Source organism: Pseudomonas flavescens, assembly GCF_013408425.1.
In the GTDB taxonomy this organism is placed as follows: Bacteria; Pseudomonadota; Gammaproteobacteria; order Pseudomonadales; family Pseudomonadaceae; genus Aquipseudomonas; species Aquipseudomonas fulva_A.
Window position 1 is genome coordinate 812,782 of record NZ_JACBYV010000001.1, and the last position, 15,353, is coordinate 828,134.

Annotated in this window: 15 protein-coding genes; 10 read left to right on the top strand and 5 right to left on the bottom strand. The window is 64.0% G+C overall.

Annotated features, from left to right (window positions below; translation table 11 throughout):
- Positions 1–4 precede the first annotated feature (4 nt).
- The 7 genes from FHR27_RS03525 to FHR27_RS03555 all read left to right on the top strand — a co-directional run bounded on the left by FHR27_RS03525 (position 5) and on the right by FHR27_RS03555 (position 6,979).
- Positions 5–364, top strand: a complete 360-nt coding sequence (locus FHR27_RS03525; protein ID WP_042552794.1) for a hypothetical protein — start codon at positions 5–7, stop codon at positions 362–364.
- A gap of 47 nt (positions 365–411) precedes the next feature.
- A complete protein-coding gene (locus tag FHR27_RS03530; RefSeq protein WP_042552795.1) occupies positions 412–1,398 on the top strand; it encodes a sugar ABC transporter substrate-binding protein in 987 nt (328 codons plus the stop codon).
- A 31-nt stretch (positions 1,399–1,429) separates the two neighbouring features.
- Positions 1,430–2,998 (top strand): sugar ABC transporter ATP-binding protein, encoded by a 1,569-nt coding sequence (locus FHR27_RS03535; protein ID WP_179537798.1) that lies wholly within the window; start codon positions 1,430–1,432, stop codon positions 2,996–2,998.
- Positions 2,982–3,974 carry an ABC transporter permease gene (locus FHR27_RS03540; RefSeq protein WP_179537799.1) on the top strand — a complete coding sequence of 331 codons (993 nt, stop codon included), beginning with the start codon at positions 2,982–2,984 and terminating at the stop codon, positions 3,972–3,974. Before FHR27_RS03535 ends, FHR27_RS03540 begins: the two co-directional genes overlap by 17 nt.
- A gap of 1 nt (position 3,975) precedes the next feature.
- Positions 3,976–4,968 carry an ABC transporter permease gene (locus FHR27_RS03545; protein ID WP_042552798.1) on the top strand — a complete coding sequence of 331 codons (993 nt, stop codon included), beginning with the start codon at positions 3,976–3,978 and terminating at the stop codon, positions 4,966–4,968.
- A 122-nt stretch (positions 4,969–5,090) separates the two neighbouring features.
- Entirely contained in the window at positions 5,091–5,606 is a 516-nt protein-coding gene (locus tag FHR27_RS03550) for a GNAT family N-acetyltransferase (protein ID WP_042552799.1), read from the top strand.
- Positions 5,607–5,764: 158 nt separating this feature from the next.
- Entirely contained in the window at positions 5,765–6,979 is a 1,215-nt protein-coding gene (locus FHR27_RS03555) for an MFS transporter (protein ID WP_179537800.1), read from the top strand.
- A gap of 8 nt (positions 6,980–6,987) precedes the next feature.
- On the opposite strand, the gene FHR27_RS03560 is transcribed toward FHR27_RS03555, so the two are convergent.
- The 3 genes from FHR27_RS03560 to FHR27_RS03570 all read right to left on the bottom strand — a co-directional run bounded on the left by FHR27_RS03560 (position 6,988) and on the right by FHR27_RS03570 (position 10,436).
- Positions 6,988–8,187, bottom strand: a complete 1,200-nt coding sequence (locus tag FHR27_RS03560) for a mandelate racemase/muconate lactonizing enzyme family protein (protein WP_179537801.1) — start codon at positions 8,185–8,187, stop codon at positions 6,988–6,990.
- 9 nt (positions 8,188–8,196) lie between these two features.
- The gene (locus FHR27_RS03565; RefSeq protein WP_179537802.1) at positions 8,197–9,180 is read right to left on the bottom strand and encodes a 2-hydroxyacid dehydrogenase; all 984 of its coding nucleotides are present in this window, start codon (positions 9,178–9,180) and stop codon (positions 8,197–8,199) included.
- A 227-nt stretch (positions 9,181–9,407) separates the two neighbouring features.
- The gene (locus FHR27_RS03570; protein ID WP_179537803.1) at positions 9,408–10,436 is read right to left on the bottom strand and encodes a LacI family DNA-binding transcriptional regulator; all 1,029 of its coding nucleotides are present in this window, start codon (positions 10,434–10,436) and stop codon (positions 9,408–9,410) included.
- Between the two features lie 301 nt (positions 10,437–10,737).
- Here FHR27_RS03570 and FHR27_RS03575 point away from each other — a divergent pair, with 301 nt between their 5' ends.
- The gene (locus tag FHR27_RS03575; RefSeq protein ID WP_179537804.1) at positions 10,738–11,406 is read left to right on the top strand and encodes a TIGR04211 family SH3 domain-containing protein; all 669 of its coding nucleotides are present in this window, start codon (positions 10,738–10,740) and stop codon (positions 11,404–11,406) included.
- Positions 11,407–11,491: 85 nt separating this feature from the next.
- Here FHR27_RS03575 and FHR27_RS03580 read toward each other — a convergent pair whose 3' ends face one another.
- Positions 11,492–12,364 (bottom strand): LysR family transcriptional regulator, encoded by an 873-nt coding sequence (locus FHR27_RS03580; protein ID WP_179540020.1) that lies wholly within the window; start codon positions 12,362–12,364, stop codon positions 11,492–11,494.
- Between the two features lie 113 nt (positions 12,365–12,477).
- Between FHR27_RS03580 and FHR27_RS03585 the strand changes: the two genes are divergently transcribed.
- The gene (locus FHR27_RS03585) at positions 12,478–12,903 is read left to right on the top strand and encodes a VOC family protein (protein WP_042552806.1); all 426 of its coding nucleotides are present in this window, start codon (positions 12,478–12,480) and stop codon (positions 12,901–12,903) included.
- 81 nt (positions 12,904–12,984) lie between these two features.
- Here the strand turns inward: FHR27_RS03585 and FHR27_RS03590 are convergent, their stop codons facing one another.
- On the bottom strand, positions 12,985–13,890 hold the full coding sequence (locus FHR27_RS03590; RefSeq protein WP_042552807.1) for a LysR substrate-binding domain-containing protein: 906 nt from the start codon (positions 13,888–13,890) through the stop codon (positions 12,985–12,987).
- Between the two features lie 107 nt (positions 13,891–13,997).
- On the opposite strand from FHR27_RS03590, the gene FHR27_RS03595 reads away from it, so the two are divergent.
- Positions 13,998–15,353 carry an MFS transporter gene (locus FHR27_RS03595; protein ID WP_042552808.1) on the top strand — a complete coding sequence of 452 codons (1,356 nt, stop codon included), beginning with the start codon at positions 13,998–14,000 and terminating at the stop codon, positions 15,351–15,353.

Sequence of the window (15,353 nt, forward strand, 5' to 3'; positions counted from 1 at the left end):
GCCCATGTCCGACTCACACACACTGGGTGATCTGGTTTTCGCCCGTAACGCACTCAGCGCACTGGTCGAACAGCTGCGCGCGGACGCTCGCACGGATGATGCTCTGGTAATCGCCAGCGTCGGCCAGGTGCAGATCCATATCGACGCCGCCGATGCGTTGCTGGCACGTGCCGGGCGCTCGGCATCCGCCCGGGTCGAGGCGCGTCTGGCGGCAGCCGAGGCGGCCCGTCTGGCCAGTGACCTGCAGGTGGAACTGAGCGGGCAGACCTTGCCACGGCCCACGGTGGCAGACGATGAGGCGCCGCTGCACCAGCAACGTCGGCAGCTCGGCGATCACTACCTCAACGGCACTTCGTTTGAATGATCCCTTCGCGGCGGCTGCGGCCGCCGCTGGCGAACACAAGGACCGACATGAACACGACCCTACTGCAGCGCGCCAGACGTGCGCTGACCCTGATCCTGCCGCTGGCGGCTGTGCTGGCGCAGGCAGCCTACGCGCAAACCGCTGATGTGCCCTCGCTGGCTGGCAAACGCATCGCCATCAGCATGACCGGCACCAGTCACTATTTCGACGTCAAGGCGTTCCAGGCGCAGGTCGATGAGATCAAGCGCCTGGGGGGGACGCCGATTACCCTGGATGCAGGGCGCAACGACAAGAATCTAGTGACCCAGCTGCAGACCGTGGTCACCCAGAAGCCCGACGCGGTGATCCAGACCCTCGGTACCCTCAGCGTGATCGACCCCTGGCTCAAGCGCATCAGCAAGGCTGGCATACCGCTGTTCACCATCGATGCGCCGTCGCAGCACAGTATCAACAACACCACGTCGGACAATGTCACCAGTGGCCGGGTCCTGGCCGAGCAGCTGGCCAGCGACGCAGGTGGCAAGGGCAATATCCTGGTGTTCAATGGCTTCTATGGCGTCCCGGTATGCGCCATCCGTTATGACGAGCTGCAGAAGGTGCTGGCCGCCCACCCGAACCTGAAGATCCTGCAGCCCGAGTTGCGCGATGTGATCCCCAATACCGTGCAGGACGCCCGTGCGCAGATAGCCGCCTTGCTCAACAAGTACCCGAAGGGCGAAATCGCCGCGATCTGGTCGGCCTGGGATATCCCTCAGCTTGGCGCCAGCCAGGCACTGATCGACGCCGGACGCACGGAAATCAAGACTTACGGCGTCGACGGCACGCCCGAAGTGCTGGAACTGCTCGCTCGCGACGCTTCGCCGGTCGGCGCAGTGGTCGCGCAGCAGCCGGAGCTGATCGGCAGGACGGCGGTGCAGAACGTGGCGCGTTACCTGGCCGGGCAGCGTGACCTGCCCAAGGAAACCCATGTGCCGACGCTGCTGACGACCCACGCCAACCTCGATCAGGTGCGGCAACTGCGGGGCGATCAGTGAGCCGGCTCCTTTGCCGTGTGGGAGGGCTTTGATGAGCGCGCTCGAACCCCGTCCGCAGCCTGAAGGTGACATCGCTCTGGAGCTGCGGGGCATCGTCAAGCAGTTCGGCGCAACCCGCGCCCTCGATGGTGCCAGTCTGCGCGTGGCCAGTGGCACCGTGCACGGGCTGGTCGGGGAGAATGGCGCTGGCAAGTCGACCCTGATCAAGGTCCTGGCTGGCATCCATCGACCCGATGCGGGCAGCCTGCTCGTCAATGGCCAGGTTTACAGCCATTTCAGCCCTCGTCAGGTCGAGCGCCTGGGTGTGCAGTTCATCCATCAGGAACGCCTGCTACCCGCTAGCTTCAGCGTCGGCGAGGCGCTGTTCTTCGGCCAGGAGCTGCGCCGCGGGCCACTGCTCGACCGCCGCGCGCAGCAGCATGAAGCCGAGCGTCTGCTGCGCCATTATTTCGACCTGCGTCTCCCCGGTAGCGCACTGATCGGCGAGCTGGGCAATGCCGAGCAGCAACTGGTGCAGATTACCCGGGCGCTGATCAGCAAACCGCGTGTGCTGGTGTTCGACGAACCGAGCGTCGCCCTGGTGCAGCGCGAGGTGGAACGGTTGCTGCGCATCGTCGAACGGCTGCGCCGCGAGGGGCTTACGATCATCTACATCTCTCACTATCTGCAGGAAATCGAGGCGCTGTGCGACCGGGTCACGGTGTTGCGCAATGGCCGTGACGTGGCCGAGGTCGATCCACGCAGCGCCACGCCCGACAGCATCGCCCGGCTGATGGTCAATCGCGAGGTCGGCGAGCTCTATCCCAAAGCGTGCACCACGCCGGGCAAGGCATTGCTGGAAGTACGCGGGCTTGGTCGTGGCGCAGCTTACAAGGACATCGACCTGCAGGTACGCCGCGGCGAGATCGTCGGCCTTACCGGCCTGGTCGGCTCCGGGGCCAAGGAGCTGCTCAGGGGCCTGTTCGGTCTGCTGCCCCCTGAGCGCGGCGAGGTACGCATCGATGGCCGTGTGCAGCGTCTGCACGGTACTTCCCAGGCCGTGCGCAACGGTATCGCCCTGCTGCCCGAGGAGCGTCGCAGGCAAGGCATCGCGCTGGACCTGAGCGTGCAGGAGAACATCACCCTGGCCAGCCTGGGCCGCTTCAGTTGGTTCGGGCTGCTGCGTCGGCGTGTCGAGCGTCGGACCAGCGAGGCGCTGATCGGCCGCCTGCGGATCAAGGCCGCTGGCACGCAGAGCGCGCTGCGCCAGCTAAGTGGTGGCAATCAGCAGAAGGTGGCGCTGGCCAAGTGGTTCGCACGCCAGTCCAGCCTCTATCTGCTCGACGAGCCCAGCGTGGGCATCGACATCGGTGCCAAGGTGGAGATCTACCGGCTTATCGGCGAACTGGTGAGCGAGGGCGCCGGGGTATTGATCCTGTCGTCCGATCTTCCCGAGCTGCTGGGGCTGTGCGACCGCATTCACGTCATGCACCGCGGCGCGCTCGCCGCGACCTTCGCTGCCGGTGAAGCCGACAGCGACCGCCTGCTCGCCGTGGCCACCGGCGCCGAGCGCATCACCGAGCCCGTACAGGAATTGTCGCCCCATGCCATCGCTATCTGACGTCTCGACACCCGCGCTGCCGCGACGCTTCGCTGTCAGCCTGTTGCGCAGCGGCGCATCGTTGGCGTTCGCCGCCATTCTGCTGGGGCTTGCCATCAGCGCGCCGAACTTTCTGTCGCTGGGCAACCTGCTCAACGTCCTCACCCAGTCGGCGATTCTCGGCATTCTTGCCTTCGGCCTCACGGTGGTGGTCATCGGCGGTGGTTCCAATGTCGTATCCGGTGGGCTGGACCTATCCCTGGCGGCCAACCTCGGCCTCTGCGCAGCGGTCTACGCGACCCTCAACAATGCGGGCTATGGTGCTGCGAGCGCCGTTGCGTTGACGCTGGCCTGCGGGCTGGCCATCGGCCTGCTCAACGGTGCCCTGGTGGTAGGGCTGCGCTTGCCTGCCTTGCTGGCGACGCTGGCGAGCATGAACCTGATCGCCGGGCTGGAGCTGGTGCTTACAGAGAACACCGTGTTGCCGACCGAATCCGCGCTGCTCGACTGGTTGAGCTTTGCCGAGCCGCTGGGCGTTCCGGCGCTGGCCTGGGTGTTGACGGTGGTGGCGGCGATCCTGCTGGTGCTGGTGCAGTACACGCCCTTCGGTCTGCGGCTTTATGCGGTGGGGGAGTACCCGGAGGCAGCCACCGCTGCAGGGATCGCGGTCCCCCGCTATGTGCTCGGCAGCTATCTGATCAGCGGCCTGTGCGGCAGCCTGGCGGCGTTCTGTTCCTCGGCCTGGTTCAGTGGCAGTACCACCGGCTCCGCAGACATGCTGCTACCGGTGGTCGCCATTGCGTTTCTGGGCGTGATCTTCTCGCGCCGGCTGCAGCCGAGCATCTCCGGAACCCTGTTGGCCACGCTGTTGGTGGGCTGCCTGATCAACGGCTTCCAGCTATTGAATATTTCCAGTTTCTGGGTCAATGGCGTGCAGGGCGTGCTGATCCTGGCGGTGGTCGCGGCATCCAGCCTGCTGCGCGGTCGGGAGGCCTGAGATGAGCGATTCGATTGTCAGGGGCGAGCGCCTGGGGCGTGGCGCTCCGTCGTTGGTCGCATTGCTGGTGCGCCTGTTGTTGCCGATAGCCTTCCTGGCGGTGCTGACGTTCTTTGCCGTGAAGGCGCCGGGCTTCCTCAGTTCGGGCAATCTGACCAGCCTGCTGCTGAACAACTTCGTGTTGCTGGCCATCGTCGCGGTGGGCATGACCTATGCCATCGCGGCCGGGGGCATCGATCTGTCGGTGGGCACGGCGCTGGATTTTTCGGCACTGGCCTTCGTGGTTCTGCTCAATGCCGGTCACGGATTCAGCGTCGCGGTGCTGGGGGCACTGCTGGCCGGCAGCCTTACCGGCCTGTTCAATGCCGGACTGATCGCGGGGCTGGGCATTTCCCCGTTTCTGGCCACGCTGGGCACGTTGTTCATCGGCACCAGCGTGCAGCAACTGCTGTCGGAGGGCGGACAACCGATTTACCTGGCGGCCGCCGTGCGACCTGGTGCTCTCGTCGATCCCTTGCTGGGGATTCCCTTGCCGCTGCTCCTGGTGGCGTTGCTGGCCCTGGTGTATGGCGTGCTGCTGGCGCGCGGGCGCTTTGGTCGTGAGGTTCTGGCGTTGGGTACTCAGCCTCTGGTCGCTCGCTACTCGGGGCTGTGCCTGTCGCGCGTCGCTGCGCTGGTGTTCATCGCCAGTGCATTCGCCAGTGCGGTGGCTGGCATCGTGCTGACGATGTCGGTGAACGCCTACGTACCGATGTCCGGCAATGCCTTTCTGATGAATGCCATTGGCGCGGTGTTCATCGGAACCACGCTGAACCGCCGGGGGCGGGCGAATATCGCTGGCACGCTGCTGGGGGTTCTGTTCCTCAACGTCACGGCCAATGGCCTGTTGCTGATTGGCTGGAATTTCTACTGGCAGCAGGTCGCGACCGGTGCGCTGATTCTGCTGGTGCTGGTGTTCAGCTTCATCAGCCGCCGCCTGGTTCAGGCGCGCTGAGGTGACCCGCGGCGGGTGACCGTTGCGTGGTCACGCCGAGCGGGCTATGTTGCCCGCCCATTCGGGGCGGCTTTGCCGGCTGCGAAGCTGGAAGATGTTGCCTGAGCCGTTGAAGGAACCCCATGCAGGTATCACCGTTGGAGATCGCCGAAGTCGGTCCGCACGACATTGGCGCGGTAATCGATTTCGTCATGGCCGCCCGCGCGGAAATCTTTCCCATGCTCGATGCAAGGGTGCTGCCGGCAGATCTGCAGCACTTCGAGCGGGTCTACCTGAATGGGCAGGACGGTCGTTTCTGGCTGGCGCGCAGTGCGGGCGAAGTGGTCGCAGCCATTGGCTATCTGCCCTATGACCATCGTTTCGCGCAGCTCGATTATGTCGGGCGCCGGACCGTGGAAATCGTGCGTCTGTTCGTGGCTCCGCACTTGCGCCGTTGCGGTCTGGCCAAGGCGCTGTACGAGCGGCTGCGCGAGCACGCCGCTGCCGCCGGCGTGCAGGTACTTTATCTGCATACCCATCCCTTCCTGCCGGGGGCTATCCGCTTCTGGGAGCGGCAGGGCTTCGCTGTGGTGGATGTGGAAGCAGATCCGCTCTGGCAGACGACGCATATGCAATGTGTATTGCCCGCGTTGAGCTAGAGTCACCGCCCGTCGCGAGCTTGTTCGATGGGCGAGCGTCGCCTTGCCGGTGCGTGATCCGATGTCATCGGCCCGAGGCCATGGCATTGCCGGGCATCCCATCTGTTCCATAGGCCGACGATTCGCGCGGTGCACGCCGATTCACCCCCGAGGTAACCATGAACGCATCCACTTCACGCGAACACCACAGCCTGCCGCCCGCGCTGGTGCTGCTGTTCGCCTTCTGTTGCGGCGCCATCGTCGCCAATCTCTATTACGCCCAGCCGATCATCGAACTGATCGCTCCCTCGGTGGGCCTGTCGATGCACAAGGCCAGCCTGATCGTTTCCCTGACCCAGGTCGGTTACGCGGTAGGCCTGCTGTTTCTGGTGCCGCTGGCCGACCTGCTGGAGAACCGCCGGCTGATGCTGCTGACCACCCTGGCCGCGATGGTCTGCCTGCTGGCCGCTGGCTTGTCGTCATCGCCGGGCCTGTTTCTCGGCCTGTCGCTGCTGGTCGGCCTGAGTTCGGTGTCGGTGCAGATGCTGATTCCCCTGGCTGCCCATCTGGCGCCTGAGGCCACCCGTGGTCGCGTGGTGGGCAACATCATGGCCGGGCTGCTGCTGGGTATTCTGCTGGCGCGCCCGGTCGCCAGCCTGATCGCCGAATACTTCGGCTGGCGTGCTGTGTACTTTTGCGCGGCAGCGATGATGCTGGGCATCGTGGTGGTGATCGCCACCACCATTCCCCGTCATGCGCCGGACAACCATGGCCATTACGGTCAACTGCTGCTGTCGCTGTTCGGCCTGTTGCGGCGCTATTCGACGCTGCGTCAGCGGGCGTTGTATCAGGGCCTGATGTTCGCTTCGTTCAGCCTGTTCTGGACGCTGGCTCCCCTCGAACTGGTGCGCCATTACGGCTTCAGCCAGAGCCAGGTGGCGCTGTTCGCGCTGGTCGGCGCCATCGGGGCGATCGCCGCGCCGCTCGCGGGTCGCCTGGCCGATGCCGGCCATACCCGTCGTGCAACCCTGGTGGCCTTGACGCTCGCGCCGCTGTCTTTCGCGCTGACTCTGGCCAGCCCGCTGGCCGGAGTGATCGGCCTGGTGCTGTGTGCCGTGCTGCTGGATTTCGCCGTGCAACTGAACATGGTGCTGGGCCAGCGCGAGGTGTATGCCCTGGAGCAGAACAGCCGGGCGCGGCTCAATGCGCTGTACATGACCAGCATCTTCATTGGTGGCGCCACGGGTTCGGCGATCGCCAGCCCCATCTACGAAAGCTTCGGCTGGCAGGGCGCCGCGCTGATCGGTGGCGCGTTCCCGGCCCTGGCGCTGCTGGTGGCGCTGTGCAATGGGCGCCAGGTTGAGCCGGAGCAGCGGGTGCTGTCCGGCAAGTAACGGGATGCTCAGAGCTGCGAGGTACGTACCAAGCAGTCCGCCCGATCATGCAGGCGCGGGTTCAGTGCGGTGCCCAGGCCGGCGCCGGTCGGCGGCAGGATGAAGCCGTTCTGCACGACGGGCAGGGTGGTCACCAGGTCCTGATAGAAACCGGCCAGGTAGGCGCGCACCACTTCCTGGAAGATCGCGTTGGGGCTGGACAGCCCCAGGTGCAGCGAGGCCATCAGCACCACGGGCCCGGTGCAGTCGTGGGGGGCGATGGGTTTCTGGTAGGCCTCGGCCAGGGCGGCGACTTTCTTGGCTTCGCTGATGCCGCCGCACCAGGACAGATCCAGCATCACGTAGTCCAGCGCATCGGCGGCCAGCAGGTCGCGGAACGAACTGCGCGTCGCCAGGGTTTCGCTGCCGCACACCGGCAGGCCACTGAGGCGACGGTAATCGGCGAGGCCCTGCACGGAGTCCATCTTGATAGGGTCTTCGGACCAGAAGATGTTGTAGTCCTTCAGTTCACGGGCGATGGCTAGCGCCGTGGTGGTGTTCCACAACGAGTGGAATTCGCACATCAGCTCGATGCGGTCACCGACTGCCTTGCGGATTTTTTCGAAAGGTTCGAGGCCCTTCCTGATATCCGCCGAGCTGATGTACTGGCCGCCGCTGGCCATGGCGAAGGCATCGAAGGGCCAGATCTTCATGGCGCTGAAGCCGTCTTCGATCAGGCTCTGGGCCAGCTCGTCGGGGCATTCGATGAAGGCGACCTGGTCGTCGTAGCGTTCACTGACCCTGGTCTCGCCCTTGGCGATGGTGCGGCGCTGTTCGCCGCCGGTGTTGAAATTGCCACCGGCGCAGGTGTTGTAGGCCCGCATGCTGTCGTGGGCGAGACCGCCGAGCAGCTGGTAGATGGGCTGGTTCACCGCCTGGCCGAAGATATCCCAGAGGGCGATATCCAGCGCCGAGGCCGCGCGGGTTTCCACGCCGGAACCATTGAAACCGAGGTAGCCGCGCAGCAGGGTCTTGCTGTGCCGTTCGATCTGCAACGGGTCCTTGCCCAGCAGCATGCCGGCGGAGATCGAGTGGATGTAGGCCTCCACGGCCTCCGAGCCGCGAAAGGTCTCGCCGAGACCGACCTGGCCTTCGTCGGTATGCACCTCGACCCAGATCAGGTTGGGCAGGCTCTTCAGGCGGGTGGTGTCGATTCTGGTAATTTTCATGAACTGTCCTCAAGCCTCGCCGTAGACGACGTTATGCAGCTTCTCGCCACTTTTCAGACGCCTGATATTGGCGGCGATGAAGGCGTAGCGGCGTTCGAACAGGCCATGGGTCCAGCCGGAGATGTGCGGCGTGCAGAAGGCGTTGGGCAGCTCCTCGAAGCGGTGTCGGGCCGGCGCCACGCTGTCGCTGCTGCCTGCCGGATAGGCGTACCAGACATCGAGAAACGCCTTGGCGATCTGCCTGTCGAGCAGGGCCTGATAGAGCGCGTCTTCGTCGACCACCGCAGCGCGAGCGATATTGATCAGCACGGCGTGGTCTTTCATGGCCTGGAACTGATCTGCGCCGAACGAGCCCCGGGTTTCATCATCGAGCGGGCACGACAACACCACGTAGTCGGCGCGGGGCAGGATTTCGTTGATCTGCGATGGTGTGTACGCCTCATGGCACGGGCCCTTCAACTGGCCGTTGAGGGCGCGGGAGGAGAGGGCGATGACCTTCAGCCCGAAGGCCTGGGCACGTACCGCCACGGCCTGGCCGATGCGCCCGAAACCAACGATCAGGACGGTTTTGCCATACAGCTCGCCGCGTGGCTTGCGGCCCAGGTAGGCGGATGCGAAACGCTCGCTGTCGAAGCTGGCACGGGCGGCGGCCAGGCCCACTTCATGTTCGAGCATGCTCGCCAGGGCATATTCGGCCATGGGGATTTCATGCTCGAACACGTTGCAGGCCACACTGCCTTCGGGCATCAGCGAAAAATCGATGCCATCCAGGCCCGCACCTGGGACATGGAGCAGGCGAAAGCGCGGTACTTCGGCCTTGTTCGGGCGTTTGAAGCGCATGGCGACGAGCACATCGGCACCGTCGATCTGCTCGTCCCACTCCGGCGATTCGTGAGCTTCCCGCGGCAAGGCCAGGTAGTCGGCCTCGAAGCCCAGTTCGGCGGCGATTTCATCGCGGTGGATGGCGGCTTCGCCGACCATGACGATCTTCATGCGTGCTTCTCCTGTATCGCGGTCATGCCTGTGCGAGCGTCCATCTGGACGCTCGCGAATGACGGTTCTCGTTCGTGGATGCGCCTGATCGATTTTATGGTAGCGCAACCATTTTGCGAATCACCGTAGTGCATGACGGACGAGGCTGACAAGTGGATTTTCTCCGTTAGCCAGGCTTCAACGGGCGGCAAGCCCTCTGCAACGAGGGTTTGCAGGGATGCGTCGAGTTAGCGAGTGCTTTGCCGGTCTATCAGTCGATAGCCGATATCGCGCTGCACGATCTCATCACCGTTACCCAGCAAGCGATCGAGCAGGGCGCTGGCGGCGGCATCGCCCATGACCTTGCCATCGATCTTCACGGTCGACAGCGCGGGGTGGGTATGGGCAGCGAAGTTCATGTCGCCAAACCCCATCACCGCCACTTCATCGGGCACACGGATGCCCTGTGCCAGCGCTTCGGTCAGCACGCCGTGGGCGAGGGTGTCCGAGCTGCAGACCACCACCAGCGGCCGTGCCGGGTTGGCGAGCAGTTTGCGCAGACCGCTGCGGCCATGCTCCAGCGTCGGTACGCCCTCGATGCGTTCGCCCGTCACCTCGTGTATGCCATTGGCCTGCAGCTCTTCGACGAAGGCATTGAGCCGTCGTTGGCCACGTGGATCGTTGACCCCCAGGGTGGCAAAGTCGGCGTAGCCCTTGCCCAGCAGATGGCGGGCTACATCGCGGCCGATATCTTCATGGCAGAAGCCCACCAGCATGTCGATGGGGTCGCTGGTCAGGTCCCAGGTTTCCACCACGGGAACCCCCACGGCGCGCAGTCGGCGGCGGCTGGCTTCGGTGTGCAGGGTACCGGTGAGGATGATGCCGTCCGGCCGGCGACTGAGGATCACTTCGAGCAGTTCCTGCTCCTGATCGGGTTGGTAGCCGGACATACCCAGCAGCACCTGATAGCCGGATTGGCTCAGGCGGTCGGCGATGGCCTGGAAGGTGTCGGAGAAGATCGGGTTGGTGAGGATGGGGACGATCACTGCGACCAGATGGCTGCGATTGCTGGCCAGGGCGCCGGCCACCAGATTGCGCACGTAACCGGTGTCCTCGATGGCTTTGCGCACCTTGAGCAAGGTCGCCTTCTTGACGTGATCGGGGTTGTTGAGTGCCCGTGACACGGTCATCGGCGCCACACCCGCTGCCTTGGCCACATCGATCAGGGTTACCCCTTGCGTCGACCTGCCACTGTTTCCTGCTCCCTTGACCGCCATAACACTTCCACGTCGATTGAGGGGGCATCCTAACAGTGCCAGCGCGCCCTGGTCATGCCGTGATTGCCTTTTGCCAGCCCCGGCAACCGGCAGCGCATGCCGAGCCTACTGCGTTGGCCGATCTACCGGGTGTTGAGGAACCTGCCCGATTCACCGCGGTCTTTCAGCAGTCGGCCAAACCGGGCGAGAGGCATGGCGTTGCGCCAGTTACGCGACCCTGCCGAGCCCCACAACAATTCATCTGGCCGACGTTAGCGCGCTGCGTCGCATTGTGTTCCACCGCCGAGTGAAGATCGTTTTTATGTCCCTAGCCCGCCCGTTTTCCGCATCCTTTTCCCTGCCGCCACTTCGCGTGCTCGGGGCTTCACTGCTGTCCGGTCTGCTGCTGATCGCGGCACCGGCCCACGCACAACAGACCAGCGATGACGTGCGCTGGGTCAGCGACAGTCTGAACACCTACGTGCGCAGTGGCCCGACCGATGGCTACCGCATTGTCGGCACCCTGAGTTCCGGCATGCGTGTGCAACTGCTGCGCACCCAGGGCGATTACAGCCAGGTTCGCGGCGAGAACGGCGATGCCGTATGGATCGCCAACCGTGACCTGCAAGAGGTGCCCGGCCAGGCCGAGCGGCTGCCGGCGCTCGAGCAGAAGGTGACCGAGTTGAGCACCGAGCTCGAAGGCATCAACGACACCTGGAAAACCCGCGTGCAAGGCATGCAGGAGACCCTGGATTCGCGCAAGACCCTGATCGACGAGCTCGAGGCCAGCCGCAGCGCGCTGGATATCGAGTTGAGTCAGGCGCGTTCGGAGCTGCGTGAAGCCCAGGCTCAGCTGGGCAGCGAGCAGAAGGAAGTGCTGATGCGCTACATGATCTACGGCGGCAGCATCGCCGGTGCCGGCCTGCTGGCTGGCCTGATCCTGCCGACCATGTTCCGGGTTCGTCGCAAGCGCAACGATCAGTGGGTGTGATGGCGGCCTGACGACAGGTTGCGGCGTGAGTCGAAGGCCTCGATGCCGCTGCGTTGTGCGGCGGCCGACGCCGAAGCAGGTCGGGCTAGCTGCCGTCGGTCAGGCCCAAGACACACGCCCGGAACAGTTTCTGGGCTGGGGATTGCCGGGAACCATAGCGGGAAATCAGCACCAGATCCCGGTGGAACGCCTTGTCTTCGAGGGGAACGATCTGCACCTTCGCCGGGTTCTCGACCCACAGGCCCGCCCGCGGAATGAGTGAGATGCCCAGGCCGCTTTCGACCATTTTCACGATCGCGTCCAGCTCATCCAGCTCCAGCACCTGACGGGGCTGGATCCTGTGCTTGCGGATGAACTGGGTGACCAGCCTGCCGCCGAAGGAACTGCGGTCGTAGCGGACGAAAGCATGCTCGGTCAGCATCTTCAGTGGGTCCTTGATCGTCGTCCCCAAGGGGGCGATCAGCACGAACTGTTCGCTTTCGACCAGCTCCAGCTCAAGCTCCTTGGGCAGTTGGAACGGCGGGCGGATGATGATGGCCAGATCGATTTCGCCGCTGTCTACCTGGTTGAGCAGATCCAGCGAAACTCCAGGAACCAGCTTGGCTTCGATGCCGGGGGCCTTGTCGCGCAACTTCAACAGAATCGCCGGCATCCGGCACGACTGCACGGTGCTGATGGCGCCGATGCGCAGCTCGCCACGGTAATCCTCGATCCGCTCGGGGGTGCCCATCAGGCTGAACTGTTCCAGGATCTTTTCCGCCAATGGCACGGCACGGGCGCCTGCCTGATTGAGTGTGGCGGTGCGCCCGGTGCGATCGAAGAGCGACAGCCCGACCGCGTCCTCCAGGTTCTTGATCTGCGCGCTGACCGCCGATTGGGTAAGGCCCACCTGCTTGCCCGCTGCAGCGAAAGTACCGCAACGAACGACAGTCAAAAAGGTTTTCAATTCGCGCAGCATATCGGTCCATTGATCGAAATTATTTGAGCTCGAATCAAAAGATATCCGCTTTCCAGGCACAGCGGCAAGCGTCAACATGGTCACCAGAAAAACATGCCAGAGGATGACCAACCGTGAGCCTTTCCCCTTTTCACCTCGCTATTCCCGTTTATGACCTGCCCGCCGCACGCACCTTTTACGGCGACGTGTTCGGGCTGCCAGAAGGCCGCTCTTCGGATCATTGGGTGGACTTCGATTTCTACGGCCACCAGTTGGTGATCCACGAGCACCCCAAGACCGCGTCCCAGGAGTCCGCGCACACCAACGCCGTGGACGGTCACAACGTACCGGTCCCGCACTTCGGCATCATCCTCGGCTGGGAGGAGTGGGAAGCGCTGGCGGACCGTCTGCGTGCCCGCGAAACCCAGTTCGTGATCGAACCCTACGTACGCTTCAAGGGCCAGGTCGGCGAGCAGGCCACCATGTTCCTCTTCGACCCGTGCGGCAACGCGCTGGAGTTCAAGGCGTTCAAGGACATGAGTCTGCTGTTCGCCAAGTAAGCATCCAGAGCTGGCCACCAAGCGCAGCCCGGGTCCGTGGCCCGGGCTGCGCTTGGCGCAACCGCAGGCTCAAGAAAGCGCTCAGCCTCCGTTCATCTCGGCAGCCACCGCCGCCCGAATGGCTTCCAGCAGCATCATGCAGGCCGGGTTGTCGTTGTTGCTGCGCCAGGTCAGGTGCAGCTCGCTCTGAATGCCGTCGCCCAGGTCGATCTCGCGAAAGGTCACGTCCTTGAACACCACGTTGGTGGCGCAGCGCGGCACCAGGGCCAGGCCCATGCCGGCGTTGACCAGCGCCAGAATGGTCAGCGACGACCCCAGCCACTGCACGTATTCCGGAGCCACTCCGGCCGAGCGGAACATGCCGGTGAGCAGTTCGTTGAAGGGTGGATAGGCGGCATGGGAATACATCAGAAACGGGGCACCATCGAGGTCCTCGACCCTGACGCGGGCCGTGTTGGCCAATGGATGCTGACTCGGGATGGCCAGCACGAACGGCTCACGCACCAGGCACTCGTTTTCGTAACCTGGTTGCAGCAATGGCTGGCGCACGATACCCAGGTCGATACGGCGGGTGCGTAGGGCTTCGTGCTGCTGGTGGGTATTCATCTCGCTCAGGGAGATCTTCACCTGGGGTTGATTGAGCCGCGCCTCGGCGATCACCTTGGGCAGGAATTCGTACACCGCGCTGCCGACGAAACTGATGCTCACCGAACCGATATCGCCTGCCGCGAAGCGCCGTGCCGAGGCGGCAGCCTGATGGGCACGTTCGAGGAGATGCTGGGCTTCGATGAAAAACGCCCGGCCAGCGGCGGTGAGCGCGACGCTGCGCGTGCTGCGGGTAAACAGCTCGACCCCGAGGCTGTGCTCGAGCAACTGGATCTGCCGGCTCAGCGGTGGCTGGGTCATGTTCAGCCGTTCGGCGGCACGGCGAAAGTTGAGTTCGGTGGCGACGGTGGTGAAGCAGCGCAGTTGAGCGAGCTCGAACATTGATTTAATCCGGGTATCAATCCAATACCAATCTAGATTAGACGGGATCAATGCCCGCGTACATGATCGGCGTATCCCACAAAAACAATGATCGGGAGTCGCCCCAATTGAATAACGTCCAGAGTTCAGCCGACCCGCAGGTTGTCGCCCGCGCGGTCTCGAAAGTGAAACGCCACGTCTTGCCGCTGTTCGTGGTCATGTTCATCGTCAACTACATCGACCGGGTGAACATCGGCTTCGTCCGCAGCCACCTGGAAACCGATCTGGGTATCGGTGCCGCGGCCTACGGCCTGGGTGCCGGCCTGTTCTTCATCGGCTACGCGCTGTTCGAAGTGCCGTCGAACATGCTCCTGCAGCGCTACGGTGCCAAGGTGTGGCTGACCCGCATCATGTTCACCTGGGGCATCGTCGCCACCGCGATGGCTTTCGTGCCCAACGAAACCTGGTTCTACATCCTGCGCTTCCTGCTCGGCGTCGCCGAGGCCGGCTTCTTCCCGGGCGTGGTGTATTACTTCACCAAATGGCTGCCCGCCGGTGAGCGTGGCAAGGCCATGGCCATCTTCCTCAGTGGCTCGGCCATCGCGTCGATCATCTCCGGCCCGCTGTCCGGCCTGCTCTTGCAGATCGATGGTCTGGGCATGAAGGGCTGGCAGTGGATGTTCTTCATCGAGGGCATGTTCTCGGTCGTGCTGTGCGGTTTCGTGTGGTTCTGGCTGGATTCGCTGCCCAAGGACGCCAAATGGCTGACCCGTGAGGAAAGCCAGGCGCTGACCGACTGCATCGATGAAGAGCAGCGCCAGCGCCAATTGGCAGCAGGGGAGACCGGCGCGGTCAAGCACTCGGTGTTCAAGCTGCTGCGCGACCCGCAGATCATGCTGTTCTGCTTCCTGTACTTCTCGATCTCGCTGACCATTTACGGCTGCACCTTCTGGCTGCCGAGCATCATCCGCTCCATGGGCGGGCTGGATGATATGCAGGTTGGCCTGTTCAACTCGGTGCCGTGGATCATCTCGGTGGCCGCCATGTACGCCTTCGCCAGCCTGGCTGCGCGCTACAAATGGCAGCAGGCATGGGCCTCGGCCGCTTTCGTGATCGCCGCGTTCGGGCTGTTCATGTCCACCACCGGCGGGCCGATCTTCTCCTTCATCGCCATCTGCTTCGCGGCCATTGGCTTCAAGGCGGCGTCTTCACTGTTCTGGCCGATTCCCCAGGCCTACCTGGATGCGCGTATCGCTGCAGCGGTGATCGCCCTGATCAACTCGGTGGGCAGCCTGGGCGGCTTCGTGGCCCCGGCCACCTTCGGTTACCTCGAAGAGCACACCGGCTCCATCGAAGGCGGCCTGATCGGTCTGGCCGTGGTTTCGCTGATCGCCGGCATCCTGGTGTTCATGACCAAGACCAGCAAAAGCGCCAAAGGCAGCGGCAACGGTGTGAGCCCCAAACCGGCGGCGTCGCCAGCCTGA